Source organism: Ornithinibacillus massiliensis, from assembly GCF_018310345.1.
Classification (GTDB): Bacteria; Bacillota; Bacilli; order Bacillales; family Amphibacillaceae; genus Ornithinibacillus; species Ornithinibacillus massiliensis.
The window spans coordinates 70,892-96,104 of record NZ_JAGXBY010000009.1 but is presented as its reverse complement, the minus strand read 5'-3'; the positions used below and the strand labels follow the sequence as shown (position 1 = coordinate 96,104).

The following is a 25,213-nucleotide window of genomic DNA, read 5'->3' as shown; positions in this document are numbered from 1 at the left end:
TCAAGAAATCAAGTGCCAAACTACTATATTGGTTCTGAAAGGTAGTAGATATGGATTACTTCCATATTATATTGTGACACTTTATTCGATAAGACTTTTCCTTTATTGTTATCCGATTAGACCACATTCACTACTTATTTCTATTATAAGACTCTTAACTTCGTTGACACTCCCTCGCTTTTTGCCTAAACTTATAGTGATATTGAAAGATAAGGGGATTACAATTATGGCAACCAACAAAGATCATATCAAGAAAGCCTTAAATGAGCGTGATGGCTTTCAGGTATGGTGGAGACTACTTAGACCACACACATTAACAGCTTCTTTCGTACCTGTATTTATCGGTACAATGATTGCATTAAATACAGATGGTATTCAAATTCTAGTATTTCTAGCAATGTTATTAGCCTCTATCTTAATTCAGGCTGCTACTAATATGTTTAATGAGTACTATGATTATGTTCGGGGATTAGACTCCGAAGAATCAGTTGGTATTGGTGGTACTATTGTCCGTGACGGAATTAATCCAAAAACTGTACTACGCTTAGCTTTAGTATTTTATGGTATTGCACTTTTATTAGGAATTTATATTTGTATGGTATCGAGCTGGTGGATTGCTGTTATTGGTCTTGTTTGTATGCTATTCGGCTATCTATATACAGGTGGGCCGCTACCAATTTCGACTACACCGTTTGGAGAGTTGTTTTCTGGACTATTAATGGGTACCGTAATTATTGGAATCAGTTACTTCATTCAAACTGGAGAAATAAATAGTCTTGTTATTTTTATCTCCTTTCCAGTCGCTATCTTTATTGGCTGTATTATGCTAGCTAATAATATTCGTGATTTAGATGGGGATGAAAAAGGAGGACGTAAAACACTTGCCATTCTACTAGGTCGAAAGAATGCAGTGCGCTTTTTAGGATTACTATTTTTTGTTGCATTTTATTTTACCGCATATTTAATTATCGTAGGATTTTTACCTTTATGGTCACTCCTAACCTTAATCGCTGTTATACCTGCGATTAAAGTATTGAAAGGATTTAAAGGGAAAACAGAGCCTCTAGAAATGATGCCTGCTATGCAGTTAACTGCTAAGACAAATACGATATACGGGTTCTTACTAGGTTTATCTTTATTAATACATTATTTCATCTAAGAACTACTTAAAATTAAGATAAGGGGGAGAGTTCAGATGGAATTAACGAATACATTAATGGAGTCACTTGGCATTGAAACAGTGTCGATGGAGAAGGAACTAGTCGTCATGACGATGCCAGTCGATAAACGAACACATCAGCCATTAGGTTTTCTTCATGGAGGGGCTAGTGTTGCACTAGCGGAATCTGCAGCAAGCCTAGGGGCGTGTTTACATGTTGACTTGGAGAAATATCATGTATTTGGTATTGAAATAAATGCCAACCATGTTAAAAGTAAGCGTGACGGAATCGTAACGGCAAAAGCAAAACCCTTGCATGTAGGTAGATCCTATATGGTATGGGAGGTTAATATTGTTGATGAAGAAGAAAATTTAATCTGTGTATCTAGATGTACGGTAGGAGTAGTACCAAAGAAAGGCTGATCCAAGAGGATCAGCCTTTTTAGATTATGCAAATTTAGCTTGTTGTTGTTCTATCCAACGTCGCATTTTAATAAATACGGGCACAAATAATGCACCGATAATAATTCCTTTTATTACATTGAACGGTAGGATACCAACTAACACCATACCTAACTTCACAGAATGGGTCATCTCTCCCCACCCCATCATTAATCCATACACCGGTAAAAGTATAAAGTAATTAAACACACTTAAACCAATCGCCATAATAATAGTTCCTGTAATTAAGCCAGATACAACGCTCTTTACATTTTTAAACTTATGATAAAGAATACCAATCGGTAATACGAGTAACACACCTGCTAAAAAGTTAGCTGTGACTCCTACAATTTCTCCCCCACCTATTGCTAGGTATAATACATTTTTTATCGCAACAACGATTACTCCTGCAAGTGGCGAGAAGATAAGGGATGCCATAATAGCTGGCACATCACTAAAATCAATCTTTAAATAACTTGGTAATAGCGGAAGTGGGAAATTAAGAAAGAATAATAATAAGGACACCGCTCCAAGTAAGGATAAAATAATAAGTCTTGCTAAGTTGGATGATTGCATCGTTGTTTTTTGCATCATCAATACCTCCTTCATCTAGTTATCGATTCCAATCGTGATGAAGGATAGCCTAATCCTAAATATTAAAAACCCTAAAGCCAGACCTAATCGGGGCTTTAGGGTTCATCATAATCAATAGGAAATAAAGGCACATAAACTGTACCATGATTCGGCTCGACCTCTTCTCCCATCCAGACTTTAACTGTCGGTCCTGGATTTTCACCAGGTCAACCATTTAAAAAAACACAAACGGCTCACGGACTTAGAACATTTGTTCATTACCGTCGGTCGGGAATTACACCCTGCCCCGAAGTGGAATCGATATGAAATTTATATAACCATATTAACGTAACAGTGGCAAATTGGCAACACTTCTGCTTCAATTAACTCGTTCTATTTTACGGTAATTAATAATAGCAGTCTAAATGGTCACGTAAAACCATCAGACTGCTATAAGAGTATATCATATTCCTAGGTGAGCATCCTTCAAAGCAAGTGGCCTAGATTAACTTAATCTAGAGGGTTTAAACTTTCTTCACCGGTTAAATCCGCAATCATCTCTACTAATAATGCAATTTCCTGATCCATATCTTGTAGACTTGCTGTTTCTACTGGTGAATGCATGTACCTAAGTGGTAAGGATACTAATGATACTGGTACACCCTTACCAGTATAACGCATCTTGTCTGCATCTGTTCCAGTATGACGAGGTGTTAATTCATATTGAACATCCATCTTTAGCTTTTTAGCTGCCCTTTCTAATAATTCGTTCATTTTACGGTTTATCGGGGCTCCTTTTGCTAATACTGGCCCTTTTTCTAGGCGAATATCCCCATATTTATTCGTATTGACACCAGGATAGTCTGTAGCAAATGTCACATCACATGCAATAGCCATCGTTGGTTCTATTCCTGCTGCAGCGAAATATGCACCACCCATATTAGTTTCCTCATTTACAGTGCTTGCAGCATATACTCCAACCTGACATCCTTTTTTCTTTAGTTGTCTTAACACTTCTGCCACAATAAAAGCACCAGTTCGATTATCTAAGCCTCTTCCAGAAACATAGCGATCCATTAGAATTTCAGGTTCGGTTTTATAAACAACTAAATCCCCTATTTGGACTAATTGCTCCGCTTCCTCTTTTGTGCTGAAGCCACAATCGATGAATAAATCCCCTAAGCCAAAATCGCTTTTCAATCCGCCATGGTGTTGAGCATTCACTCCTATAACTCCTGTCACCGTTTTACCGTAGCCTAATACTGTCGTCTTCATACCAACAGCTGCATTGGGATTAATCCCTCCCATTTTATCAAAATGTAAAAAACCATTTTCATCAATGCGATTAATAACTAAAGCTATTTCATCACAATGACCAGCTAACAAGACTTTAAAAGGCGCGTCCGGATTCAAGACTCCAATAACATTGCCAGCATTATCTGTCAACACTTCATCTGCAAATGACTGATAATAATCACGCATCTTCCGTTGAATTACCACTTCATCACTAGATGGTGATGGTGTTTTTAATAATTCTAGTAAAAATTCTTGGTTCGTTTTTTCCAAACCTATCTCAACTCCTCTTCTATGTATCGATACTACAATCATAACAAAATTGTCCGATGTCGAGCACTTTTATTTACGGAAACGATCAATTATTATTAAAATCGAATTATCAAAAAGAAATTGGAGGTCGTTATATGAGCTTAAATAATTGGTTTAATAAAGCCATCCCTCATCAAGAATATATCGATACAATGGAATCACATAAGGAAAATCTTCTACATATCTATAATAGGTTTACACTACCTGAGGACGAAGAATTCTTTTCAACTTTAACGATTCAACACCTTCGTGTAATTGTAATTACCGAGGATTGGTGCGGGGATGCTATGTTAAATACCCCTATACTACTTCATTTAGCAGAGAAGACTAATATGGAGGTACGTATGATTCTGAGAGACCAAAATCTTGAATTAATGGATCAATATTTAACGAATGGAAAATCTCGTTCTTTCCCTATTTTCATCTTTATCGATGAGTCTGGAAATGAGGTGGCTAAATGGGGCCCACGTGCAGAATCTGTCCAACAATTTGTGAATACTATTCGCACAGAGCTTCCAGATAAAGAAGCGGCTGAATTTAAAGAAAAGTTTAATGAAATGATTCAAACAATGACACAACAATTCGTATCAGACGAAAAAATATGGAACGAAGTGTATAAAAGCTTGAAAAATAAGTTAGCTAATTTATCGTAAGAATGAAACGAAACTTGTTTTTGAAAAAGCCGAATGATTTGCTAAGTTTTTCTGATATATATGTAAACTCCAAGGTGTGTAATCCCCACGTGGATTTTCACTATTCTTCTAGTTTGTATAGAAAGTGTGATGTTTTAACACAAATATGTCTATACGGAACGGAACCATTGGTATATTTTCAGAATGTGCCTGGATGTACAATCATTCGCTTTTTCTTTACTCCAAACATTATTCTCCCATTTCTTTTCTCTATAGTTCTCCAAAATTAGCACATACTAATGAGACACAGAATTAATTAGGTGAGCATATGAACACTGAACTGTTTAAGCATATTTACTTTCGTCTTCCAATACTAGTTAGGCTATTTCTAACCATCTTATTGGTCATGCTCTTTTTCGGCACAGTTATTCACTTCATTGAACCGAAGCAATTTCCAACTATTTTTGACGGGATTTGGTGGGCAGTTGTAACGGGAGCAACCGTCGGATACGGCGATTATGTACCATTAACACAATTGGGCCGAATCATTGGGATTGTCCTTATCTTAACTGGTGGTGGACTTCTCACCTTTTATATCACCCAGTTTGCAGCTGCCACAGTTCAACATGAATCAGATTTATCCCGAGGCAAAGTTGCCTATAAAGGAAACCATCACATTATTATCGTAGGATGGAACGAACGATCGCGAATTTTGATGAACAGAATTTTAAAGCATGATCCGAAAAAAGAAATCGTCCTCATTGATCAAACGGTTTCACAAATGTCCTATCGGGATTTTCCAATCCACTTCATCCACGGCGACCCGACGGATGATTACTTCTTACAAAAAGCGAATATTAAGGAAGCAGAAAGAGTCGTCATTACGGCCGATGATCATAAAAGCGAAAAACAAGCCGATAATCAGTCTATCTTAACTGTTGTTGCAGTGAGAGGGAATCATGACAAAGTCCCTATAATCGTAGAGGTTATGACATATAATCAAATTGATAATGCTAAAAGAGCTGGAGCAAGCACCATTCTTCGCCCAAATGATTTCATGAGTGCACTATTGTATCAAGAAGTATTCAAAGCCCACTCTAAACCCTTCGAGACGATTATTCACTTTTTAGATGCACAACAGTTTCATCATTATGAAGTGCCGGAAGAATGGGTTGGTTACCCCTTCCATGAAATCATAAATCCATTACAAAAGAATGGCCGTCTTCTACTTGGCATTCAGCGAGATGGTGAATGGATATTTAATCCTCAACGGGAATTGTTACTAGTTAAGGGAGACATATTAATTACTTCCATACCATGGGAAAGATAATATTTTGCCCTAATCCAATATGTATGGTATAATATTTTATTGTGTGAAAAGAAACGAAGGTATAGGAGATGTTCAGCATGACAGATAAGATTGAAGTAGGTCAGATTATTACTGGTAAAGTAACAGGTATTCAACCATATGGTGCATTTGTTGCACTTAACGATGAAGTACAAGGATTAGTTCATATCTCAGAAGTAACACATGGTTTCGTGAAAGATATTAATGATCATCTTTCTGTTGGTGATGAAGTTAACGTTAAAGTTCTAAATATTGATGAGGAGAAAAATAAAGTATCCTTATCTATCCGTGCAACGGAAGAACCACCAAAGAAACAAGCTAAGCCTCAAGCTCCAGCTAAACAATCAGTAAAACTTGAAGAAAACACTTCTGGGTTCAATACACTAAAAGAAAAACTTGAAGAATGGATTGAACAATCCGAATTTAAAAACTAATACTTGATAGCTAGAGGCTTCTCCCATCAACATTACCTGCATTTCGTTAATATTGATGGCAGGAGCCTCTTCCTATGTATTTTGATTTTCTATATGATGAAACTACTTTATAATAATATCTAAAAGGAGGATACCATGTCACATATACAATTTTCATATCAACATGCACTAGATTTCATTAATAAGGAAGAGCTAGACAATTTAGCTGAATTTGTTACCGTTGCACACGAAGCAATACATAACAAGACTGGTCCTGGAAATGACTTTTTAGGATGGGTTGATTTACCGCAAAATTACGACAAAGAAGAATACACAAGAATAAAGGCCGCTGCTAAAAAAATTCAAAATGACTCTGATATTTTACTTGTTATCGGGATTGGTGGTTCCTATTTAGGGGCAAAAGCTGCTCTTGAAATGCTAAACCATTCATTCCAAAACTTATTATCTAAAGAGCAGCGTAATGTTCCACAAATCATTTTCGTAGGGCATCATATGAGCTCCACTTATATGAAGGAATTATTTGATGTTCTTGAAGGTAAAGACTTCTCCATTAATGTTATTTCTAAGAGTGGCACAACTACAGAGCCTGCTATTGCTTTTCGTATTTTCAAGCAATATCTAGAAGAGAAATATGGAAAAGAAGAAGCTAAATCACGTATTTTTGCTACAACAGATAAAGCAAAAGGTGCACTTAAAGGGGTAGCCGATGACGCTGGATATGAAACTTTCGTAATTCCAGATGATGTTGGCGGACGTTTCTCCGTATTAACTGCAGTCGGTTTATTACCAATTGCTGTTAGCGGGATTCATGTAGATGACATCATGCAAGGTGCACTTGATGCAATGAATGATTTCAACGAGTCTTCTCTTGAGAAAAACATCGCTTATCAATACGCAGCAGTCAGAAATGTTCTATATAATAAAGGTAAAACGATCGAAATGCTAGTAAATTATGAGCCAGGACTACAATACTTCTCTGAATGGTGGAAGCAGCTTTATGGTGAAAGTGAAGGTAAAGATCAAAAAGGTATCTTCCCAACATCTGCAAACTTCTCAACAGACCTCCATTCATTAGGACAATACATCCAAGAAGGTCGTCGTGATCTATTTGAAACCGTCCTTCATGTGAATCATGCAAAATTAGAGATGACACTTGAAGAGGAAGAAAACAACTCTGATGGGCTTAATTATCTAGCTGGTAAAACGATTCATGAAATTAATGACAAAGCATACCAAGGTACATTACTAGCTCATACTGATGGAGGGGTACCTAATCTTGTTATTGATTTACCGGCACTAGACGCATACACATTTGGATATCTTGTGTATTTCTTTGAAAAAGCTTGTGCTTTGAGTGGGTACTTATTAGGAGTAAATCCATTTAATCAACCTGGTGTAGAGGCATATAAAAAGAATATGTTTGCATTACTTGGAAAACCGGGTTTTGAAGCTGAAAAAGCAGAACTTGAAAAACGTTTAAAATAATCGAAAAGAAGTAGGAAAAATTAATTAGCATTTTAAGAAAAACCGAATGATTAGCACAAGACTCTAATCATTCGGTTTTTATACATAATTTTATTCTTACATCTTTATTTATGTATTTGCGTTATTACCCAAACCCCGTTATCTTTATCGAGATTTATTGTAAAATAAGGATCTCCTTCCCAGTTTACAATAAATAAAACTGCAGAATGTTCCGTTTGATATTCGGTTAATGCATAAGCACCTGAATTTCTTAATTCGAACCATTCTAACGATTCTTCTTCACTATCTAATAATTCTTCTGAGTAGATTAAGGAAGACATTGTATCTGTATCTTTTCTCACACTAGCGTACGCATATAATGATACGATTTCCATAGGATTTTCTTCCGATAACATGTCTTGATTTAATTCTTCTGAATAACTTTCATATGTGGTAGACGTTGTTGGAGTAAATGGCCAGCTATCCAGAATTAAGGTATCCTCATAATTAATATGTTGATATCTTTTATCAAAAAGTAATCTCATGTCATATATACGAATAGCATCTTCCGTTCTCTTCCAATCATTCTCTTCCCAATTCCTCATCGTAGTCTTTACTACCTGTGAGAGAATAGAGTCCGGGTGGTTTGCAAGTAATTGATTATATTCTTCTTTTTCTACTTCTGTTACGATCGTATTCTCCCAAAATCTAAGATAGTTATGTAGATAACTTTCTATATCCTCTATAATACTATCCCGGATAAACGCCGAATACGAATCCTCATACGTACTCAAAAGCTCTTCTGCTTCTAACGCATATGCAGCGAAACTCTCCCATCTATTCCAATCTTGGTCTTCCTTGTTCGAAATATATTTCACATAAGCAATATAAGCATCAGAATATCCAACATGCTCCATGTATTGGATTAGATTTTCAATAGAGAACTTTACCGTAAGCGTTAGTGCATCTTGTTCTGATGTTGTAGTTAAGATATAGCCTTGTTTACCTAGAACATCAATAAATTCTATTATTTTTTCAGACCCTTTATAACTCGATGCACCTTCTTGTAATGACACAATAGATTCATAGTCATCTTTTGATATATCATAATCCCATAGTAATTGATTTAAATATTCTTGAAACGCATACTCATAATTTGATACTAAATAAAAATATTGATATAAATAATCCACACTGTCTATAGCGTTTGGATCCAATTTAGCCTTTAGCGATGAAGGTGATTGAAGAAGCATTTCAATATAAGACTTAGTATCATCATGATAATACGTAGGATCACTTTTCAGCTCATTTAATAAACCTTCAACCATTGTTACTGTTGGAAATGTATCAATATCTTCTATCCCGAGTTCCTCTGCAAGCCTCTCTTTAGCCTCTTCGAAGTATGCTTCTAATTCTGGATCTAATCCTTGGTTATCTTCCTCGTTGTCCAAATCATCCATTTCACTATCAACGGATGCCGAAGCCTCCTCCTCTTTTAAAACCTGGCGCTGCCTTTCGCCTTGTATATAATTAACGGAAAGAAAAGAAAAAAGGATTAAACCAACTATTCCAACTAGAATAGGAATGCTTTTTCTCCATTTCTGTTTTTGCCCGACCATTTCTACTTGATTAAGCAACTCCTGAATCTGTGTGAACTCTGGTAAACGTTCATAGGAATATACCATTTCATCAAGCATGTCTGATAGTTTTACATGATGAAAATCTATTGATGTTTCCTTAGCATCCATTTTCTCTATATTCACATGAAGTAATTGCATTCCTTGTGGTATCAACTTCTTTAACATGTCTGAATTCGCTTTAATAATGAATGATATTTCCTCCAAGGTCATTTGATGAAAGTGATGTAATATAATTGGGATTTTATACTTATCATCTAATTTAGTTAAAGCATGCTGAATAACCATATGATCTAAATTTTCAAAGTAATAGCCGTACATCTTATAAGAATTATTATTAGTAATAGTAGTTTGTATCCTACGATAATCTTTCAAACTATCCATAGTAGCCCGATAAAGAGAGCCCGATAAGTCATGTCGTTCTACTCGATCTATTCCTCTGTGCAACTTAACAAACGTTTCCTGAACAACACTGACTATGTTCTCTTGATCCAATCCGTACTGAAAAGCAATCTGTTCGACAGTGGATTTATAGTGGGTAACCAACTGCTTGAAGCCTTCTTGTTTATTTTCCTTTATTGATTGATATATTAGTTCATCAGACATACTCATCCCCCAATTCTTATCTCTATATAAGTAAACGATATGTTTACTAAAAGGTTTCAAAAGACTTAAAAAAAATGATGAAACATGTTTATATTTAATGAAAACGGGTATAACTATTACCGTAAGACTTTCTCGTATTCCCCCTGTAAGCAAGGCGTATTCAAACGCTTTGCTCTTTTTTTTCTTTTTTGCGTTATAATAACAGTAATACATACTATAGGGGGTAATTTGGATGAAAATTTTTGAAACGATACATGACCGTAAAAATACTCGCTCTGTCAAATGGGATATGGTTAAAAATCTATTTCAATCAGAGGATGTCTTACCAATGTGGGTTGCAGATATGGATTTTCAAGCGCCAGATGCAGTTAACCAAGCATTGATTGCCCGTGCAGAGCATGGTATATATGGTTATACAATTGTTGATGATATGGTAAAATCATCCATCATCAATTGGATTTCTAAAAGGCTTCACTGGAATATTCAATCTGAATGGCTTTCATTTAGTCCTGGTGTTGTAACAACTTTACATATGGCAGTACAAGCCTTAACGGAACCTGAGGATAAAATAGTAATTCAGACACCGGTATATACACCTTTCTATAAAGTAATTGAAGCACATAACCGAGTAATTGTAAAAAATCAACTCTTATATTCTGAAAATAAGTATCATATTGACTTTGAAGACTTAGAAGAGCAATTCAAACAAGGGGTTAAGGCCTTTATTCTATGCAGCCCACATAATCCTGTTGGAAGAGTTTGGACAAGAGATGAATTGGAAGAAATTGCTAAGCTTTGTGAAAAATATGATGTGTTAATCCTTTCTGATGAAATTCATGCTGATTTAGCCTTCCCGAATGTACAGCATATCTCTATTGCATCACTATCTGAATCGATAGCCAATAGAACCGTTACTTGCATGGCTCCTTCTAAAACGTTTAATTTAGCTGGACTACAAGCGTCTTATGCAATCACCCCTAACCAAGAAATGCGGAGGAAACTGGAAAAGCAATTTGCAATTCAAGGATTTCATGGTCTAAATACGATGGGCAATACTGCGCTAGAAGCAGCTTACAATCATGGAGAAGAATGGCTTGATCAACTTCGCGAACTTTTACAGAGCCATTATCAATACGTAAAAGAAACACTAGAAACTCAAACTGATTTAACAGTATCTAAGGCGGATGGGACTTATTTAGTATGGATTGATTGTAGTTCCCTAAATTTAGACGCTAAAGGGTTACGAAAGTTCTTTAACGAAGAAGCTAAAGTCGGCTTAAATGCTGGATTTGAATACGGAACAGAAGGCGAGAAGTTTATGAGAATGAATATCGCCTGCCCACGAACAATACTAGAGGAAGGCGTTCATCGTATCATTGCAGCAATAAATAAATAAATAAATTGGCCGAGTCTTGGGCTTCAGTATATAAAAGCAAAGAAAAATCCGAATGAGTAGCATCGACCCCGTTCTGGCAATCGAGCATCATTCGGTTTTATCTTATTCTTATCAATGTATCTCACCCACTAATCGTCTTGGGTATCATTCAATTCAGTCGGGTCTGTTGGAGATTCTGTCGGTTCTTCTCCCTTTCCTGACTTTATTTCTCCACAAATTATTCTAGTACCTGCATTTCCACCTGGCTGTGATACCCCATCATCTTGTAACTCCATCACAACTAAGGAGGTCCCTTCACCTCGTAATAACGAATCTTTCCCTTCCTTTAAGGTTCCCCCAGAAAGCATTAATTCTGCATCTACAAGGCCATCACTATCCGCTTCCACATTCGGTAAATCACCTAAATGTGGTCCTTCAGGATGCATGAGTCCATGCTCTGTCCCTTCTGGATTTAAATGGTTTCCTGCTGACTTAAAATCTGGCCCCTCACATTTTGCAAACTCATGAACAGCAACTCCATGAAAGCCAGGCGTTAACCCTTCAAGCTTTAATTTAACTTCTACACCATCAGGAGACTCTGTCAGTTGCGCCGTTCCAACCATATCTCCTGATGCATTATACATCTCCACGCTTTTCGTTGTATCAACAGTACTCTGGCAACCTGCTACTAACAAAAGCATGAAAAGGACTAAACGTACATACTGCATATCCACTACTCCCTTTTTGCATGATAAAAATAGTATTCGCAAAAAAAGAGTGTGTAAACATAGAATCAGCACAGTCTTTTATGTATGGATTATAAAAAAACAGAGCAAGTTACTTCGCTGCTCTGTTAGTTTGGTTTCTTATTCTCATCTAATTGACTTTCGTATTCTGAGTTAAACTTTTGTTCTTGCTTTTTAGAATGCTTATAGAAAAAATAAAATGCTACAGCTGCTGCAATCATAAAAATAATTAAGGTAATGACTGCAGGGATATATTCTGATTTGTCCTCAGGAAAATATAAAAACGGCATCATATGTATCACGTCCTTCTTCTTATCAGTATATCAAATTTGCAGAAGGCATATAAAGCAAATTAAAATGTTCGCCAATTTGTTAAAAATTTGGCACAATGAGTCTTAGAAAGGGGTTGTTTTTAGTTGAGTGATTTTTCTTTAGGCGATATGGTCCAAATTCCATATAAATCAGGAATTTACATAGGAGAAATAATCGAAGATCGAAACGAAAAATTTTTAGTCAAAACATTAGCAGTTGTAAAGCATCCAATGCAAGGAGACCTGCATCATCCGAAGCAAGTAGAAAATGTGCTGTTTCACGAACGGAAAGCCCTTAGCCAATTTGAAAAGGTAAACGTCCTTAAGGATGTTGTTACCCGTTATGCAGGTCCAGATTTAGATTATGGTGAGTCTCTAAAAAATGCGGTGGAACAATATAGCGATAAACTTAAGCGGAAAGATACAGCCTATAACCAAGAAGCTTTACGAGCATTAGCGTCTGTCGAGAAAAGTTATTATCATGGAAAATATTACGAGAACGGAACACATCATAACAAATAAGGTTATGATTTCAAGGAATATGTCCCATCTTGTATGATAACCATAACCAGTAAACATACAATTTATGAAATCAAAAAGGCTGCCTTTATGAAGACAGCCTTTTTTTAATTACTCACCTAAGTTTTCTTTAATTACTTCTGCAATCCCTTGAATTGCTTCTTCTTCATCGCTACCATTAGCAGTGATTTTGATTTCAGCATCTTTAGGAATTCCTAATGACATAACGCCCATAATAGACTTTAAGTTAACAGTCTTATCATTGTACGAAAGCTCGATATCTGATTGATATTGACCAGCTTTATTTACTAATAAAGTAGCAGGGCGAGCGTGTACACCTGTATCTGCAGTAATTTTAAAAGATTGTTCTTTCATGCTATTCATCCTTCCAACATATATATTAGCTTGTACAAATTTTATGTACTTTTTTATCAATTATACGAAATTACTTCGTGAATAATTGAACTTATATTTATTATATACAATTTTATTTCGTATGGAAACTAAAAAGTCTATCATAAATAGATTGTTTTTAAGGAACGGTTATGATAACTTTATTTTTGACTAGTCAATATAGGAGGAAATGACATGAGTGTACATATAGGAGCAAAAAAAGGGGAAATCGCTGATAAAATATTACTTCCTGGTGACCCGTTAAGAGCAAAATATATTGCAGAAACCTTTTTAGAAGACGTTACGCAATATAATCAAGTCCGTGGTATGTATGGATATACCGGTTCATATAAGGGAGAAAAGGTATCTGTCCAAGGTACTGGAATGGGAGTCCCATCTATTTCTATATACGTGAATGAATTAATTCAAAGCTATGATGTTCAGAAATTAATCCGTGTTGGTACATGTGGTGCTATCCAAAAGGATGTTAAAGTGAGAGATGTCATTTTAGCACAAGGCTCTACGACAGATTCCCGAATGAATCAGCTTATTTTTAATGGAATTGATTATGCACCACTAGCAGATTTTGATCTATTACGTACGGCATTTGAGGTAGGAACGGCAAAAGGGATGAATCTTCGTGTCGGTAACGTATTTACAAGTGATACGTTCTATCGTGATAATGCTAAGGAAGTGAACGAGCTGCTTGCAAAATACAAGGTGCTTGCTATTGAGATGGAAACAACAGCACTATACACCCTTGCTGCTAAATACGATCGTCAAGCACTGTCTGTCTTAACCGTTTCAGACCACATTATTACTGGTGAAGAAACAACTGCAGAAGAACGACAAACAACCTTTAATGAAATGATGGAAATCGCCTTAGAAGCAGCAATTAAATAAGGTACCATTCATTATCATAAGCGGTAGTAACATAATAGGGAGAATTAGAATAATCCTTTTTCACTTATAGAGTGATAAGGATTATTTTTTCACACTACTAATTGTTAACCATTTAAAATATAAGTTGACAATCTCCCCTCTTCTCTTTATTCTAGTTATAGGAGAGGTGTTAACGATGAGGAATATTAAACCAATAGAAATAACTGTTGGAGCATTATTTGTCTGTTTGATGGCCATCGGGGCTAATATTGCTGTATGGTTTCCATTTCTAGCAATACCGATTGGTGGAACTTCAGTACCATTATCACTACAAACGTTTTTCTCTATCTTAGCAGGATTAATGTTAGGTAAAAAATTAGGTAGCTTAGCAATGGTTACATATGTATTAGTTGGGACTGCGGGTGTACCCATTTTTGCTGGAATGGAAGCAGGTCCGATGCAACTAATAACTCCTACTGGCGGTTTCTTACTATCGTTCATTATTGTCGCTTTTGTTGCAGGTTGGATAACAGAACGTTCTAACCAACCATCTGTTCCAAAATATGTAATAGCTTCCTTAATAGGATTAACCATTAATTATTTGATAGGTGTTACATTTATGTACTTTTCCATGAATTTATGGTTAAACTTGTCAATTAGCTATAAATTCGCCTGGATTGGTATGGTTCCATTTTTGATTAAGGATGTTGCTTTATCTTGTTTAGCCGCCGTTTTTACAGTTCGTATAGCTAATCGTATTCCGATGAAATGGAAAACAGCAAGATTATCATAACCTGTCAAAAGAAGAGGTCACTTTAACCTCTTCTTTTTATTTTTCCGCATAAATTATATCTACTTAAGCGCAGACTATGATAAAATAACAATCATAAAAATATGTCTGAAAGGAACTCATCATGGATTTTTTTTCTAGCTTCCCAATCATAGCAGCATTATCTGCGATAGTATTTGCCCAAGTTATTAAAATTCCTATTCATTTTATGGCAACAAGAGAATTTGTTCCAGGTCTCGCTTTTAGCACTGGGGGCATGCCAAGTAGTCATTCTGCTGCAGTTACGTCTTTATCTACCGCTATCGGGATCATAGAAGGATTTGATTCAACATTATTTGCTGTAGCTGCTGTATTTAGTGTTATCACGATGTACGATGCCTCAGGTGTACGTCGACACGCAGGGAAACATGCAACATTACTTAATCAACTTGTAAAAGATTTTCAAGTACTAGTTGAAGGTGCTAAGAACTGGGAAAATAAAGGGACATATGAAAAACGAGAGGATTTAAAGGAATTACTAGGTCATAAACCAATAGAAGTATTTTTTGGGGCTATTACCGGTATATTCGTCGCACTTATTCTTAATAATTTTTATTAATACATGAGAAAAGGAGGCATTCCAGTTGCCTCCTTTTCTCATATCTAGCTTTTATTAATTTGTTCCCTGAATACTTGAAGCGCTTTATTTTCATTAAGACTCTGTAATACCTCTTCCGATAATTCTCCAGAGCCCTTTTCAATAATATAGACCTCAACTTCACGTTTACCCCATTCGGAGTAAACATCCTCTACAGTGTGAAAATACAAGTCGATTTTATTACCATTGATGGCAGCACCCTTATCCGCAACAACACCAAATCCATAATCTGGAATCCACATAATCGTACCAATTGGATATATCGATAAATCTGCTGCAATTGTAGAATATAAGTCCCGCTTAACTTTAACACCTGAATACGTAATTCCATATTGTGGATGGTCAGGATGCTTTCCTGTTGATTCCACTCCTGCTGTATATCCTGTGGCGATTACGGTTGCTTTTGGGTAATTATTTATGTTGATTGCTTCTTCAACTGTTTTTGGTCCTTCGATTTGTTCACTTGAAATATAATGCTGTTGTTTTGACAGCACCTTTAACGTTTTTTCCTGTAAAGCTATCTTTCTATGTTCAGCAGGTTTTGCTTCATAATTACTTGCAGAAGCTACCTGGTCTTGATGTAGCATGATTGCTATATCTGCATAAGTCACATTGGAAATACTCGATAATGTTGTCCAAAATGCCAGCAGAAATAAAGCTGTCATGCCAATTCTTCTCATCATTTTACTGATTTTCAATAATAACACCTCTCTGGATGTCATCATGTCCAATCTAGTAAGATTTTATTCATTTGAATAGAACGCTAACATTTCGGAAAACACTATTAAAACATCTGATAACCATTCTTACGTAAGAATTTAATAACAAATCCAGATACAATGGTACCTAAAAAGCCAGCAGATAATATGATTACATCCCATGTGTTGATGGAGAATAATTCACTAAATGCCTTAGAAAATGCTTGTCCTGGAGAAGAAAAATAATCCCCAATAGGTATATTATCGACAATTAGTAAGACAATAAATGGGTAAATAAATGCCATTAGCCATGTTCTTCTAAGTAGCATATTTAAAATAAATGCTATTCCGAAAAATATAACAAAAAATAAGATAACCGATACAATTAATTGGATCAATTTATGTAAACCCCTCTTCCTTAGTTACATACAAATTAATTCTATAAGCAATTCATAAAAAAAGCAAAGACGAAATACGAACGCCTTTGCTCCTTTTGAATTACAATATTGAATTAATAGAAGAAATTAAACTTACCTTTTTTCAGTAATAATCCAATTCCACCTAATTTCAATAGGTAACGATTATCACTCATTTTCTTCATGAAGGTAGCTTTCCAACCGAATAGCTTCTTATCACCGAATACTACACCCATGCCATCATTATGACCTAGAGATGCTAATGTACCAAGTGATTTGAATTCGAAGCCTTCAAGCTCTCCGTGTCCTTTAACTAGTGATACTAAATTATGAGCAACTGTAGCAGATTGTTGAATAGCAATCTGTGCAGTTGGTGGGAATGGTCTACCACTTTCTTCGTTCATAATTAATGCGCAATCTCCAATAACAAATACATTGTCAAATTCAGGTGCACGCATATCAGGACGTACTTGAATCTTTCCACGATTTGTTTCAAAGCCTGATTTTTCAACGATTGTATTAGCTTTAACCCCAGCTGCCCAAACCGTTGTAAGTGTTGGAATTTCATTAAGCTTGCCGTCTTTTTCATAAACAACGGCATCTGGCTTGCTTTCTTTAAGTAGTGCACCGGTAATGAATTCAACTCCACGTGCTTCAAGTGAATTCATCGCGTATTCTACTAGCTCTGGATCAAATCCCGGTAACACTGTAGGAGCACCCTCTACATTGATAATTCGAACTTGTGATTTATCAATATCATACTCTTTACATAACTCAGGAACTTTGTTCGCTAATTCTCCTACAAATTCAATTCCGGTAAAACCGCCACCACCAACAACAATGTTCAAGCGAGCAGGGTTTTGGTCTTTGTGATATTCAGCAAAGTTAAACTCAAGATGTTCTCTGATTAAGCGAGAAGAGTTAATATCGTTAATCATTAACGCATTCTCTTCTAGTCCAGGAATACCGAAAGTAGCTGATTCAAATCCTAAACCAATTACAAGATAATCGTAATCTAATTCGCCATTTTCAAGTTTTACTATGTTTTCATTCGGCTTAATTTCAACAACCGTATCTTGAACAAAGTTAACTTTATGTTCATTAATAACGTCTTTGATCGTTATTCTAGCTTGATCTTGATGAACTGTCCCAGCTGATACTTCATGCAACCATGTAGTTTGATAATGGTAGTCATTTTTGTTTACTAGAGTAATATTAGCTTCACTAGCATTTAATGACTTCTGTAATTTTACAGTAGTCATCATTCCGCCATAACCTGCACCTAAAACGACAATGTTAGGCTTTTTCATACATCATCACATCCAATTTTATTATTTATCTATTACTTTTGTATGTGACAAATTTCACTTAATAGAATAATAACAGATGAGAACAGTAATTATAGTGGGTTGTCACATAAACGTAATATATTGTCCACCCTATATAATAGACCTTTTCCTAATAATTTTCAAGCCTTATTTTTATTTGCTAATCTTTACTAAAAGAAGTCAGTTCAATTACAAGTAAAGTAAATTTGTGTTACTATGTTATTGGTATTTTCCAAAAAGGAGGTTATGGGATGTCTGACAAAGTATTTGATGTTACCATTATCGGCGCAGGCCCAGCAGGTTTATTTACAGCTTTTTATGGTGGGATGCGTCAAGCAAGTGTAAAGATTATTGAAAGTTTACCCCATACTGGTGGGCAGTTAACTGCACTATATCCAGAGAAATATATATATGATATCGCTGGTTTCCCTAAGGTTCGTGCTCAAGAACTAGTGGATAATTTAGAGAAACAAGCACAGATGTTTGACCCTACCATCGTACTTGGTCAATCGATTGAAACAGTGGAGCGGCTTGAGGATGAATCGTTCAAGCTAACTTCCAACACGGGTGAAATTCACTATACGAAAACAATCATCATAACAGCAGGGAATGGTGCGTTCCAACCACGTCGTTTGAATATAAATAATTCCGAGGATTATGAAGGAATCAATTTACACTACTATGTAAAAGACATGAATCGCTTCAAAGATAAGAAAGTCGCTATTCTTGGCGGCGGGGACTCCGCTGTAGACTGGGCATTAATGCTTGAACCAATAGCCGAAAAAGTATCGTTAGTCCATCGCCGCAACGAGTTTAGAGCACATGAACATAGTGTAGAGCAATTGAAAAGCGGAAACGTAGACATACTAACGCCATTTGCTCCAACTAATATTAATACTTCTGATAAAATTGAAGCAATCCTTTTAGAAGAAGTAAAAGGTGATCGTCAAATCGAACTTGAAGTGGATGATGTCATTTGTAATTATGGTTTCATTTCAACGTTAGGACCGATTAAAGATTGGGGCCTTAAAATTGAAAAAAATAGTATCGTCGTTAACACCAAAATGGAAACCAATATCCCAGGTATTTATGCAGCAGGCGATATTTGTACATACCCTGGAAAAATCAAATTAATTGCAACTGGATTCGGTGAAGGTCCAACTGCAATTAACAACGCAAAACAATATATTGATCCAAAAGCAAGGGTACAGCCAAAGCATTCAACAAGTATGTTTGAATAACGTACTAATTTTTTGTAATAAATAAGAAAAGCATGGAAAGGACTTTTGACCTTTTCATGCTTTTTACTGTACCATTTTTAGCTTTTTATTACCCAACCTTCTAGATATAACAATTGGAAGATTATATAACTTAGAACAACCGTTACTCTAACTAGAACGGTTATTCAAGATTCTATTAGTAATTTATGTGATGTAAACCCTAATCGTCGTCACATAATAACAACCCCTCCATCTAATAAATTTCCAGCTCCAACAAATGGCGGTTTATTTAGGGTAAGCCAGCCTAGAGCTACGTTCAACTCTATATTATGGATGTAAACCAGCCCTTACCGAATGGTAAGGGCTTTTATAATTCGAGTAACTTATCATAAAACCTTCTGTCTCCTCCATCGAATAATAACCAATTAGATAAAATATGTTCAGCACCATACGTGCTCCCTAAACATTATGTATTAACTTGTTATCGTTCTATGGTTATAGAATATTACAATCAAAGATAAAAAGCCTGATTGGTAAAACTCTATACCAATTAGGCTGTCTAAAACTTTTATCGAATAAAATAGGTTAAACATTGTTATATGTTATTTTCCAGTTAAGCTTAATGGTTTTTCTAACATTTCTCAGGAGCGCCTACTGTTTCCTTCGTGCGGAAAGAGGATCCACAGCCACAAGAAAGAATCGCATTTGGATTATCAATGCTAAACCCGCCACCCATCATATTCTGCTTATAATCGATAGTTGTCCCTTCTATAATAGGAATATCTAGTTTCGATATCACAACTGGAATACCATTTATTTCTTCCACAAGATCTAACTCATCATTAAGTTCCTGATCAAAACCGAGTGAATAAGATAATCCGCTGCAGCCGCCACCCTTTACACCAAAGCGAAGACGTACATTGCCTGTTTCACTTTTCATCATTTCTTTAATTTGGAGACTTGCACTATCTGTTAGCGTTAAAACCATCTTTATTCCTCCTATCAAAATCCATGTATCAAGTATACCTACTTGTTTAGCTAGTTTTCAAATAATAAGATTAACCATTAACGATAATGGTAAACACCCGAAGCTATAATATCTGCTCCTCCATTCATCCAAACATCATCATTCTCATCCCAAGTAATAAATAAATCTCCTCCGTCCAGGTGTACGGTTATGGTCTTATGTTTAGGAATCAGCTGATTTAGAGTTGCAGCCACTACAGCCGCACACGCTCCCGTACCACAAGCCTGTGTGACCCCTGAGCCTCTTTCCCAAACTCGAAAATTCAATTCTGATTCATTTAGTACTTCAACAAATTCTACATTTACCCCTTCTGGAAAACGCGGATCTTTTTCGATTGTTTCTCCTAGCTCATATAAGGGAGCTTTGTTAATATCCTCAACCATAAACACCGCATGGGGATTCCCCATAGAAACTGCTGTAACCTTTAATTCCTCTCCAGCGACAATAAAGGTCTCATTTACTACCTTTTCCCGCTCCTTGCCTGCCATCGGAATCAAAGAACGTCTCAAAATAGGCTTACCCATATTAATCGTAACCTCTTCTACTTCATCCCCCATCAGCTTAACTTCTGCTTCCACATTTCCAGCTCTTGTTTCAATTTGAAATCTAGTATCCTGAACAAGCCCAGCTTCAAATGCATATTTTGCTGTACATCGTAATCCATTGCCACAGCTCATCCCTTCAGAGCCATCCTTATTAAAAATGCGCATCCCTATTGGCGCAACATTACTGGGGTGAATCAAGATCAAGCCATCAGAACCAATCCCTGTATTAACATTCGAAACTTTTTGGGCAATATCAGATAATCGCTCTTCTGCTATTTCAAATTTAAATAAATCTAGATAAATGTAATTATTACCTAATCCATGCATTTTAATATATGGTATTTCCATCGGTAAGCCCTCATTTCATTTCGTCTAGCATTTTCACGTGGCATTGATCCAATGCTTCATAAATTGTTTTCAGTCTTGGGATACCTTCTGCTACCATCTGATTGTTCACGAAAACAATCGGATAGAATAAATCTTCCTCCAAAATCCGTTCAACAAATTGTTGATGTTTCTCATCCTCCTGTGGAGAATTTATATCGACATATTCATAGCGAATTTGATCCGCTTCATATTTTCTTGTAATTGCTGCTTGCAACCATTCATATGTGTCTTTAGAGCCCGGAGCACCAACACAACTAGCACATATCTGTTCTGCTCCATATACGGTAATTACTACATTGTTCTTATCCAATAGTTCCTCCCCTTCCCCAAGTTACATAGTTTCTTTTATTTTACAAAACCTTACTATAAAGATAAAATAATAATAACTAATATATGTAATTTGTAACGTTTAGAGAAAGAACCTTCTTGTTTTTTGACACAAAATACAGGAAACTTTGTCTGGTGGAAGTCAGCGGATAATAGCATTCCATAGCGTGTCTACTTTGAGGAGAACATTAGATTCTCCGATACATTCGCTCTATAAAAAAAATAGATTTTTTGTCTAAACAGCTATATAATGAAGGATAGGAAAGGAGAAGATGGATAATGCGTGAACAAGTTCAAGAAGTATTAAACAAATTGCGCCCATTCTTACTACGTGACGGTGGAGATGTGGAATTAATTGATGTTGATGATGATGGCATTGTACTTCTTCGTCTCATGGGTGCATGTGGCAACTGCCCAAGCTCAACCATTACATTAAAAGCAGGTATCGAGCGTGCATTAATGGCTGAAGTACCAGGTGTAAAGGAAATCGAACAAGTATTTTAAATATATCTTTAAAGCAGACAACATAGGTTGCCTGCTTTTTTATTGCTAGAGGCTAATTACCAGTGATTTCTCTCTAATCTCTGATATTAACAAACGTAGCGAAGCTCATTAGATACCTCTTCTCAAGATTTCTATGGATTTAACCATTTTATAACAGGCAACTCATACTTTCTATAATCAAAATTCAAATACTCAAAAAGCCTCGCTAATCGTTTTTCATATTGTGCTTGTTTCTTTATCAATCTCTTTAATTCTATATAATACCGCTCGTAATCTTCTCCCTTAAAGCTCGCTTCGACAAAATCATATAAATGAATGGGGTAAACCAGTCTTGCATATAATAATCTCCAACTAAAAATAGATAATGCTCGATTCTCTTGATAATCCGTGATAAAGGTAAGAATTTCTTCCTCATTAAAGTCATTCTCCATCAATTTATAACGAATATATTCAGCTAAATCTCGTGTTGGATGATCATACACTAATTCGTCCGTCCAAATTACTGGTTGAGCCAAATGATCCTTGTATCTGCGAAATGCAAATACTCCTTGATCACCTTGATGAAACCGTTTATCACTTTCACTCTCCTGTAAGTATTGAATAGCATTCTCACTTATTCCAATTATATAAGGAAAGACATCCACTAATAAGCGATAATATTTATTATGCATAGAATCTGCATCTTGCTTAATTTTCTGTTCATAGGCTGTTAATTTTTTGATCCATAATTCCTTCCATTGGCCATAACTAGAAATTTCTTGTGGTTCATAACTGTATGTAGCCGTTTGGTTATGAAACTCCGCTAATAACGTTCCAGGTGATTTCACAATTTTCTCTTGGACTGCTGGTACACGTAGCACCAAATATGGATGATGATCTTTTTCAACAAACCAGCTTTTTCCCATTGTTGGTATTGGAACTGCTGTATGATTATAACCAATTTCGGAAAGATAATAGGCAAGTGCTGCTTGCTCTAAATGAATCATTTCCTTGTTTCTTGCGGAAATGATAAAATAAAAGTAATCATGATCCCTAAATCCTTCTCTACCATTAATTATTACTTGTTCTGTTGTATGAACATTATAATTAACTAACAATATTTCTTTCATCAAGATTCCCTCCCACACACCATTACTATAAATGTATGAGAAACTTAGCTAATCTTAACCATTAAAAGGAGAATCAGTACTATCATGGATAAAAAAATTAACCAAAGCGTGCTTGAACAAAAAGCTAGAGAGTTATTAAAAGAAAGAGGTGTTACATTAAAAGACATTGCTGAGCTAGTGTATTATTTACAGTCAAAATATCATGAAGACTTAAGTATGGAGGATTGTCTATATAATGTAGATCGTGTATTAGAAAAACGAGAGGTACAAAATGCCATCCTTACCGGTATTCAACTCGATAAGCTTGCTGAGCAGAAGATGTTAGAAGAACCACTGCAGACAACAATCGAAATTGATGAAGGATTATATGGAGTAGATGAAATAATAGCATTTTCCATTGTTAATGTTTATGGTTCAATCGGTTTTACGAATTACGGTTATATCGATAAACAAAAGCCTGGAATCTTACAAAAACTTAATGACAAATCTACCGGTGAATGTCATACCTTTCTTGATGATATAGTTGGAGCGATAGCAGCTGCTGCTTCCAGTAGACTAGCCCACGCTGCAGAGGATGCTAAGTAATCGTTCATTTCGGAAATATGCCCAACCGCTAGCGGTAAAAAACATCTGCGGGGCCTTCCGCGAAGCTTTCAAATTATAAACTGAGTACATTAATCGTTATTTGGTTCAACCTTACTAGAGGAAAGCGACTGGAACAAAAGAATTTATATTAAAGGAAAAACCGAATGATGAGCTAGTATCGTGTATCATTCGGTTTTTCCTTTAATTCTTTTAGTTATGTTCCAGCCTCGTATAATTCTAGACAGAAAACGATACACTCTACACCCTTTTCCTCTATCATTTAAACCATTCACTTAAATCTCGGATAAAGTAAGTAGGCTTAACGGGTAAAGATTCATACGCTTCAAATGGTGTAACTCCAGTAAATACCATCAATGTATCAATTCCAGAATTAATGCCAGCCTTGATATCTGTATTGTAATTATCGCCAACCAAAATCGTATTTTTCTGCGTTGTTCCAAGAACCTCTAATGCCTGTTCCACAATAATTGTCTCTGGTTTACCAATAAATTGCGGTTCTACACCTGTACTAACCGACACGACAGAGGTAAGTGCACCATTTCCTGGCATGAGACCCCGTTCTGTTGGTAAGGCATTATCACTATTAGTAGATATAAAGGCCGCACCATTACGAACTGCAAGTGACGCTTTCGCTAACTTTTCATAGCTTATATTGCGATCTATCCCCATAACGACTACATCGCAATCACTATCATCTATTACAGTTAGCCCTTCCCGTTCTATCGCATTAAATAACCCTACCTCGCCAATACAATAACAACGCCCATTGGGATAATGTTGTTTAATGTATTTAGCAGTAGCCATACTGGTGGTAAATACATTATCTGGATTTGATTCAATCCCAAGCTGATTTAATTTTTCCGATACTTGAGCCTGGGTTTTGGATGAGTTATTTGTTAAAAATAAATAATCGATGTTCCGTTTGTTTAACTCTTGTATAAATGCTGGTGCCTCATCAATTACTTCATTTCCACGATACATTGTTCCGTCTAGATCAATTAAATAGCCTTGATAATCCTTCACTACAATTCTCCTTACTCTTTCGTAAATGCATTTGCCACGTCAAGTTCATTTTTTAAATAGTCGCGAATTCTGGCGGTGAATTGGTTAAGAACTGCAAGGTTAGTTGAGATGACCTCATTTAATTCCTCATGATTGACATGTAAATAATCTTTAACCAAGGTTTTCCTTAGTTCAATTACCGCTTTATAGGCACTGCTTTCTGATTGGGGAATTACTTTTTCATCCTCTAAAATATCAATAATATCCCCATAACTACCTGGATCTCGCATAATAAACCCATCTATCATCATATTTCCAACATCAATAATAGACTCGATTAATAATTGAACTAACCTTTCTAGTGCGAGTTTTTCCTGATAAGAATCGACCTTCAGTTCTTTATATTCAATCAAAAGATGCTCAATAAATTGTAAAGTATCCTCTACTTTTTTTCTATCTACAAAATACATTATACGACCCTCCAGCTTTGGT

Annotated in this window: 29 protein-coding genes and 1 riboswitch; of the genes, 14 read left to right on the top strand and 15 right to left on the bottom strand. The window is 35.9% G+C overall.

Annotated features, from left to right (window positions below):
* Positions 1 to 226: 226 nt before the first annotated feature.
* Both KGF86_RS18550 and KGF86_RS18545 read left to right on the top strand, forming a co-directional pair.
* Positions 227 to 1,159, top strand: coding sequence for a 1,4-dihydroxy-2-naphthoate polyprenyltransferase (locus KGF86_RS18550; RefSeq protein WP_211742672.1), 933 nt, complete (start codon positions 227 to 229; stop codon positions 1,157 to 1,159).
* 36 nt (positions 1,160 to 1,195) lie between these two features.
* Positions 1,196 to 1,582: a PaaI family thioesterase gene (locus KGF86_RS18545; protein WP_186870899.1), complete on the top strand. Its 387-nt coding sequence runs from the start codon at positions 1,196 to 1,198 to the stop codon at positions 1,580 to 1,582.
* A gap of 24 nt (positions 1,583 to 1,606) precedes the next feature.
* On the opposite strand, the gene KGF86_RS18540 is transcribed toward KGF86_RS18545, so the two are convergent.
* Positions 1,607 to 2,191: an ECF transporter S component gene (locus KGF86_RS18540; protein WP_186870900.1), complete on the bottom strand. Its 585-nt coding sequence runs from the start codon at positions 2,189 to 2,191 to the stop codon at positions 1,607 to 1,609.
* A gap of 157 nt (positions 2,192 to 2,348) precedes the next feature.
* A riboswitch (FMN riboswitch) is annotated at positions 2,349 to 2,492 on the bottom strand.
* A gap of 191 nt (positions 2,493 to 2,683) precedes the next feature.
* Positions 2,684 to 3,739 (bottom strand): M20/M25/M40 family metallo-hydrolase, encoded by a 1,056-nt coding sequence (locus KGF86_RS18535; RefSeq protein ID WP_186870901.1) that lies wholly within the window; start codon positions 3,737 to 3,739, stop codon positions 2,684 to 2,686.
* Between the two features lie 134 nt (positions 3,740 to 3,873).
* Between KGF86_RS18535 and KGF86_RS18530 the strand changes: the two genes are divergently transcribed.
* The 4 genes from KGF86_RS18530 to KGF86_RS18515 all read left to right on the top strand — a co-directional run bounded on the left by KGF86_RS18530 (position 3,874) and on the right by KGF86_RS18515 (position 7,677).
* The gene (locus tag KGF86_RS18530; protein WP_211742671.1) at positions 3,874 to 4,431 is read left to right on the top strand and encodes a thioredoxin family protein; all 558 of its coding nucleotides are present in this window, start codon (positions 3,874 to 3,876) and stop codon (positions 4,429 to 4,431) included.
* Positions 4,432 to 4,738: 307 nt separating this feature from the next.
* Entirely contained in the window at positions 4,739 to 5,740 is a 1,002-nt protein-coding gene (locus tag KGF86_RS18525; protein WP_186870903.1) for a potassium channel family protein, read from the top strand.
* 77 nt (positions 5,741 to 5,817) lie between these two features.
* Positions 5,818 to 6,192, top strand: a complete 375-nt coding sequence (yugI, locus tag KGF86_RS18520; protein ID WP_186870904.1) for a S1 domain-containing post-transcriptional regulator GSP13 — start codon at positions 5,818 to 5,820, stop codon at positions 6,190 to 6,192.
* A 135-nt stretch (positions 6,193 to 6,327) separates the two neighbouring features.
* Complete coding sequence (locus KGF86_RS18515; protein ID WP_211742670.1) at positions 6,328 to 7,677, top strand: glucose-6-phosphate isomerase; 1,350 nt, start codon at positions 6,328 to 6,330, stop codon at positions 7,675 to 7,677.
* A gap of 104 nt (positions 7,678 to 7,781) precedes the next feature.
* Here the strand turns inward: KGF86_RS18515 and KGF86_RS18510 are convergent, their stop codons facing one another.
* A complete protein-coding gene (locus tag KGF86_RS18510; RefSeq protein ID WP_211742669.1) occupies positions 7,782 to 9,899 on the bottom strand; it encodes an RNA polymerase sigma factor in 2,118 nt (705 codons plus the stop codon).
* Positions 9,900 to 10,131: 232 nt separating this feature from the next.
* On the opposite strand from KGF86_RS18510, the gene KGF86_RS18505 reads away from it, so the two are divergent.
* Positions 10,132 to 11,295, top strand: a complete 1,164-nt coding sequence (locus KGF86_RS18505; RefSeq protein WP_211742668.1) for a MalY/PatB family protein — start codon at positions 10,132 to 10,134, stop codon at positions 11,293 to 11,295.
* 128 nt (positions 11,296 to 11,423) lie between these two features.
* Here KGF86_RS18505 and KGF86_RS18500 read toward each other — a convergent pair whose 3' ends face one another.
* Positions 11,424 to 12,002, bottom strand: coding sequence for a superoxide dismutase family protein (locus KGF86_RS18500; RefSeq protein ID WP_246521715.1), 579 nt, complete (start codon positions 12,000 to 12,002; stop codon positions 11,424 to 11,426).
* 125 nt (positions 12,003 to 12,127) lie between these two features.
* Complete coding sequence (locus KGF86_RS18495; RefSeq protein ID WP_186870908.1) at positions 12,128 to 12,313, bottom strand: hypothetical protein; 186 nt, start codon at positions 12,311 to 12,313, stop codon at positions 12,128 to 12,130.
* 123 nt (positions 12,314 to 12,436) lie between these two features.
* Here KGF86_RS18495 and kapB point away from each other — a divergent pair, with 123 nt between their 5' ends.
* Positions 12,437 to 12,853, top strand: coding sequence for a kinase-associated lipoprotein KapB (kapB, locus tag KGF86_RS18490; protein WP_186870909.1), 417 nt, complete (start codon positions 12,437 to 12,439; stop codon positions 12,851 to 12,853).
* A 108-nt stretch (positions 12,854 to 12,961) separates the two neighbouring features.
* Here kapB and KGF86_RS18485 read toward each other — a convergent pair whose 3' ends face one another.
* Positions 12,962 to 13,225: a phosphocarrier protein HPr gene (locus tag KGF86_RS18485; protein WP_186870910.1), complete on the bottom strand. Its 264-nt coding sequence runs from the start codon at positions 13,223 to 13,225 to the stop codon at positions 12,962 to 12,964.
* Between the two features lie 213 nt (positions 13,226 to 13,438).
* On the opposite strand from KGF86_RS18485, the gene deoD reads away from it, so the two are divergent.
* The 3 genes from deoD to KGF86_RS18470 all read left to right on the top strand — a co-directional run bounded on the left by deoD (position 13,439) and on the right by KGF86_RS18470 (position 15,513).
* On the top strand, positions 13,439 to 14,146 hold the full coding sequence (gene deoD, locus KGF86_RS18480; RefSeq protein ID WP_186870911.1) for a purine-nucleoside phosphorylase: 708 nt from the start codon (positions 13,439 to 13,441) through the stop codon (positions 14,144 to 14,146).
* 175 nt (positions 14,147 to 14,321) lie between these two features.
* The gene (locus KGF86_RS18475) at positions 14,322 to 14,918 is read left to right on the top strand and encodes a biotin transporter BioY (protein WP_186870912.1); all 597 of its coding nucleotides are present in this window, start codon (positions 14,322 to 14,324) and stop codon (positions 14,916 to 14,918) included.
* Positions 14,919 to 15,039: 121 nt separating this feature from the next.
* Positions 15,040 to 15,513 carry a divergent PAP2 family protein gene (locus tag KGF86_RS18470; RefSeq protein WP_186870913.1) on the top strand — a complete coding sequence of 158 codons (474 nt, stop codon included), beginning with the start codon at positions 15,040 to 15,042 and terminating at the stop codon, positions 15,511 to 15,513.
* Positions 15,514 to 15,557: 44 nt separating this feature from the next.
* Here KGF86_RS18470 and KGF86_RS18465 read toward each other — a convergent pair whose 3' ends face one another.
* The 3 genes from KGF86_RS18465 to KGF86_RS18455 form a co-directional block, all read right to left on the bottom strand.
* On the bottom strand, positions 15,558 to 16,250 hold the full coding sequence (locus KGF86_RS18465; protein ID WP_281413802.1) for a 3D domain-containing protein: 693 nt from the start codon (positions 16,248 to 16,250) through the stop codon (positions 15,558 to 15,560).
* An 86-nt stretch (positions 16,251 to 16,336) separates the two neighbouring features.
* Positions 16,337 to 16,648 (bottom strand): YuiB family protein, encoded by a 312-nt coding sequence (locus tag KGF86_RS18460; RefSeq protein ID WP_186870914.1) that lies wholly within the window; start codon positions 16,646 to 16,648, stop codon positions 16,337 to 16,339.
* 113 nt (positions 16,649 to 16,761) lie between these two features.
* Positions 16,762 to 17,976 carry an NAD(P)/FAD-dependent oxidoreductase gene (locus KGF86_RS18455; protein WP_211742667.1) on the bottom strand — a complete coding sequence of 405 codons (1,215 nt, stop codon included), beginning with the start codon at positions 17,974 to 17,976 and terminating at the stop codon, positions 16,762 to 16,764.
* A gap of 269 nt (positions 17,977 to 18,245) precedes the next feature.
* Between KGF86_RS18455 and KGF86_RS18450 the strand changes: the two genes are divergently transcribed.
* On the top strand, positions 18,246 to 19,235 hold the full coding sequence (locus KGF86_RS18450; RefSeq protein WP_186870916.1) for an NAD(P)/FAD-dependent oxidoreductase: 990 nt from the start codon (positions 18,246 to 18,248) through the stop codon (positions 19,233 to 19,235).
* 610 nt (positions 19,236 to 19,845) lie between these two features.
* Here the strand turns inward: KGF86_RS18450 and KGF86_RS18445 are convergent.
* The 3 genes from KGF86_RS18445 to KGF86_RS18435 all read right to left on the bottom strand — a co-directional run bounded on the left by KGF86_RS18445 (position 19,846) and on the right by KGF86_RS18435 (position 21,483).
* Positions 19,846 to 20,202 carry a HesB/IscA family protein gene (locus KGF86_RS18445; protein WP_186870917.1) on the bottom strand — a complete coding sequence of 119 codons (357 nt, stop codon included), beginning with the start codon at positions 20,200 to 20,202 and terminating at the stop codon, positions 19,846 to 19,848.
* A gap of 77 nt (positions 20,203 to 20,279) precedes the next feature.
* The gene (dapF, locus tag KGF86_RS18440; protein ID WP_211742666.1) at positions 20,280 to 21,134 is read right to left on the bottom strand and encodes a diaminopimelate epimerase; all 855 of its coding nucleotides are present in this window, start codon (positions 21,132 to 21,134) and stop codon (positions 20,280 to 20,282) included.
* A gap of 10 nt (positions 21,135 to 21,144) precedes the next feature.
* Positions 21,145 to 21,483 (bottom strand): YuzD family protein, encoded by a 339-nt coding sequence (locus KGF86_RS18435; protein WP_186870919.1) that lies wholly within the window; start codon positions 21,481 to 21,483, stop codon positions 21,145 to 21,147.
* A 296-nt stretch (positions 21,484 to 21,779) separates the two neighbouring features.
* Between KGF86_RS18435 and KGF86_RS18430 the strand changes: the two genes are divergently transcribed.
* Positions 21,780 to 22,004, top strand: coding sequence for a NifU family protein (locus tag KGF86_RS18430; protein ID WP_010095023.1), 225 nt, complete (start codon positions 21,780 to 21,782; stop codon positions 22,002 to 22,004).
* A 131-nt stretch (positions 22,005 to 22,135) separates the two neighbouring features.
* Here KGF86_RS18430 and KGF86_RS18425 read toward each other — a convergent pair whose 3' ends face one another.
* Positions 22,136 to 23,113 carry a protein kinase family protein gene (locus tag KGF86_RS18425; RefSeq protein WP_186870920.1) on the bottom strand — a complete coding sequence of 326 codons (978 nt, stop codon included), beginning with the start codon at positions 23,111 to 23,113 and terminating at the stop codon, positions 22,136 to 22,138.
* A gap of 84 nt (positions 23,114 to 23,197) precedes the next feature.
* On the opposite strand from KGF86_RS18425, the gene KGF86_RS18420 reads away from it, so the two are divergent.
* Positions 23,198 to 23,698 carry a phosphatidylglycerophosphatase A family protein gene (locus KGF86_RS18420; RefSeq protein ID WP_211742665.1) on the top strand — a complete coding sequence of 167 codons (501 nt, stop codon included), beginning with the start codon at positions 23,198 to 23,200 and terminating at the stop codon, positions 23,696 to 23,698.
* A 276-nt stretch (positions 23,699 to 23,974) separates the two neighbouring features.
* Here the strand turns inward: KGF86_RS18420 and KGF86_RS18415 are convergent, their stop codons facing one another.
* Positions 23,975 to 24,742, bottom strand: coding sequence for a TIGR01457 family HAD-type hydrolase (locus KGF86_RS18415; protein ID WP_211742664.1), 768 nt, complete (start codon positions 24,740 to 24,742; stop codon positions 23,975 to 23,977).
* Between the two features lie 11 nt (positions 24,743 to 24,753).
* A complete protein-coding gene (gene hepT / locus KGF86_RS18410) occupies positions 24,754 to 25,191 on the bottom strand; it encodes a type VII toxin-antitoxin system HepT family RNase toxin (RefSeq protein ID WP_211742663.1) in 438 nt (145 codons plus the stop codon).
* Positions 25,192 to 25,213: the final 22 nt, after the last annotated feature.

Excerpts from the sequence above, each read along its gene's own strand:
- KGF86_RS18550 (WP_211742672.1), top strand. The coding sequence starts at position 227 with ATGGCAACCAACAAAGATCATATCAAGAAAGCCTTAAATGAGCGTGAT.
- KGF86_RS18545 (WP_186870899.1), top strand. The coding sequence starts at position 1,196 with ATGGAATTAACGAATACATTAATGGAGTCACTTGGCATTGAAACAGTG.
- KGF86_RS18540 (WP_186870900.1), bottom strand. The coding sequence starts at position 2,191 with ATGCAAAAAACAACGATGCAATCATCCAACTTAGCAAGACTTATTATT.
- KGF86_RS18530 (WP_211742671.1), top strand. The coding sequence starts at position 3,874 with ATGAGCTTAAATAATTGGTTTAATAAAGCCATCCCTCATCAAGAATAT.
- KGF86_RS18525 (WP_186870903.1), top strand. The coding sequence starts at position 4,739 with ATGAACACTGAACTGTTTAAGCATATTTACTTTCGTCTTCCAATACTA.
- yugI (WP_186870904.1), top strand. The coding sequence starts at position 5,818 with ATGACAGATAAGATTGAAGTAGGTCAGATTATTACTGGTAAAGTAACA.
- KGF86_RS18515 (WP_211742670.1), top strand. The coding sequence starts at position 6,328 with ATGTCACATATACAATTTTCATATCAACATGCACTAGATTTCATTAAT.
- KGF86_RS18510 (WP_211742669.1), bottom strand. The coding sequence starts at position 9,899 with ATGTCTGATGAACTAATATATCAATCAATAAAGGAAAATAAACAAGAA.
- KGF86_RS18505 (WP_211742668.1), top strand. The coding sequence starts at position 10,132 with ATGAAAATTTTTGAAACGATACATGACCGTAAAAATACTCGCTCTGTC.
- KGF86_RS18500 (WP_246521715.1), bottom strand. The coding sequence starts at position 12,002 with ATGCAGTATGTACGTTTAGTCCTTTTCATGCTTTTGTTAGTAGCAGGT.
- KGF86_RS18495 (WP_186870908.1), bottom strand. The coding sequence starts at position 12,313 with ATGATGCCGTTTTTATATTTTCCTGAGGACAAATCAGAATATATCCCT.
- KGF86_RS18485 (WP_186870910.1), bottom strand. The coding sequence starts at position 13,225 with ATGAAAGAACAATCTTTTAAAATTACTGCAGATACAGGTGTACACGCT.
- deoD (WP_186870911.1), top strand. The coding sequence starts at position 13,439 with ATGAGTGTACATATAGGAGCAAAAAAAGGGGAAATCGCTGATAAAATA.
- KGF86_RS18475 (WP_186870912.1), top strand. The coding sequence starts at position 14,322 with ATGAGGAATATTAAACCAATAGAAATAACTGTTGGAGCATTATTTGTC.
- KGF86_RS18470 (WP_186870913.1), top strand. The coding sequence starts at position 15,040 with ATGGATTTTTTTTCTAGCTTCCCAATCATAGCAGCATTATCTGCGATA.
- KGF86_RS18455 (WP_211742667.1), bottom strand. The coding sequence starts at position 17,976 with ATGAAAAAGCCTAACATTGTCGTTTTAGGTGCAGGTTATGGCGGAATG.
- KGF86_RS18450 (WP_186870916.1), top strand. The coding sequence starts at position 18,246 with ATGTCTGACAAAGTATTTGATGTTACCATTATCGGCGCAGGCCCAGCA.
- KGF86_RS18445 (WP_186870917.1), bottom strand. The coding sequence starts at position 20,202 with ATGGTTTTAACGCTAACAGATAGTGCAAGTCTCCAAATTAAAGAAATG.
- dapF (WP_211742666.1), bottom strand. The coding sequence starts at position 21,134 with ATGGAAATACCATATATTAAAATGCATGGATTAGGTAATAATTACATT.
- KGF86_RS18430 (WP_010095023.1), top strand. The coding sequence starts at position 21,780 with ATGCGTGAACAAGTTCAAGAAGTATTAAACAAATTGCGCCCATTCTTA.
- KGF86_RS18425 (WP_186870920.1), bottom strand. The coding sequence starts at position 23,113 with ATGAAAGAAATATTGTTAGTTAATTATAATGTTCATACAACAGAACAA.
- KGF86_RS18420 (WP_211742665.1), top strand. The coding sequence starts at position 23,198 with ATGGATAAAAAAATTAACCAAAGCGTGCTTGAACAAAAAGCTAGAGAG.
- hepT (WP_211742663.1), bottom strand. The coding sequence starts at position 25,191 with ATGTATTTTGTAGATAGAAAAAAAGTAGAGGATACTTTACAATTTATT.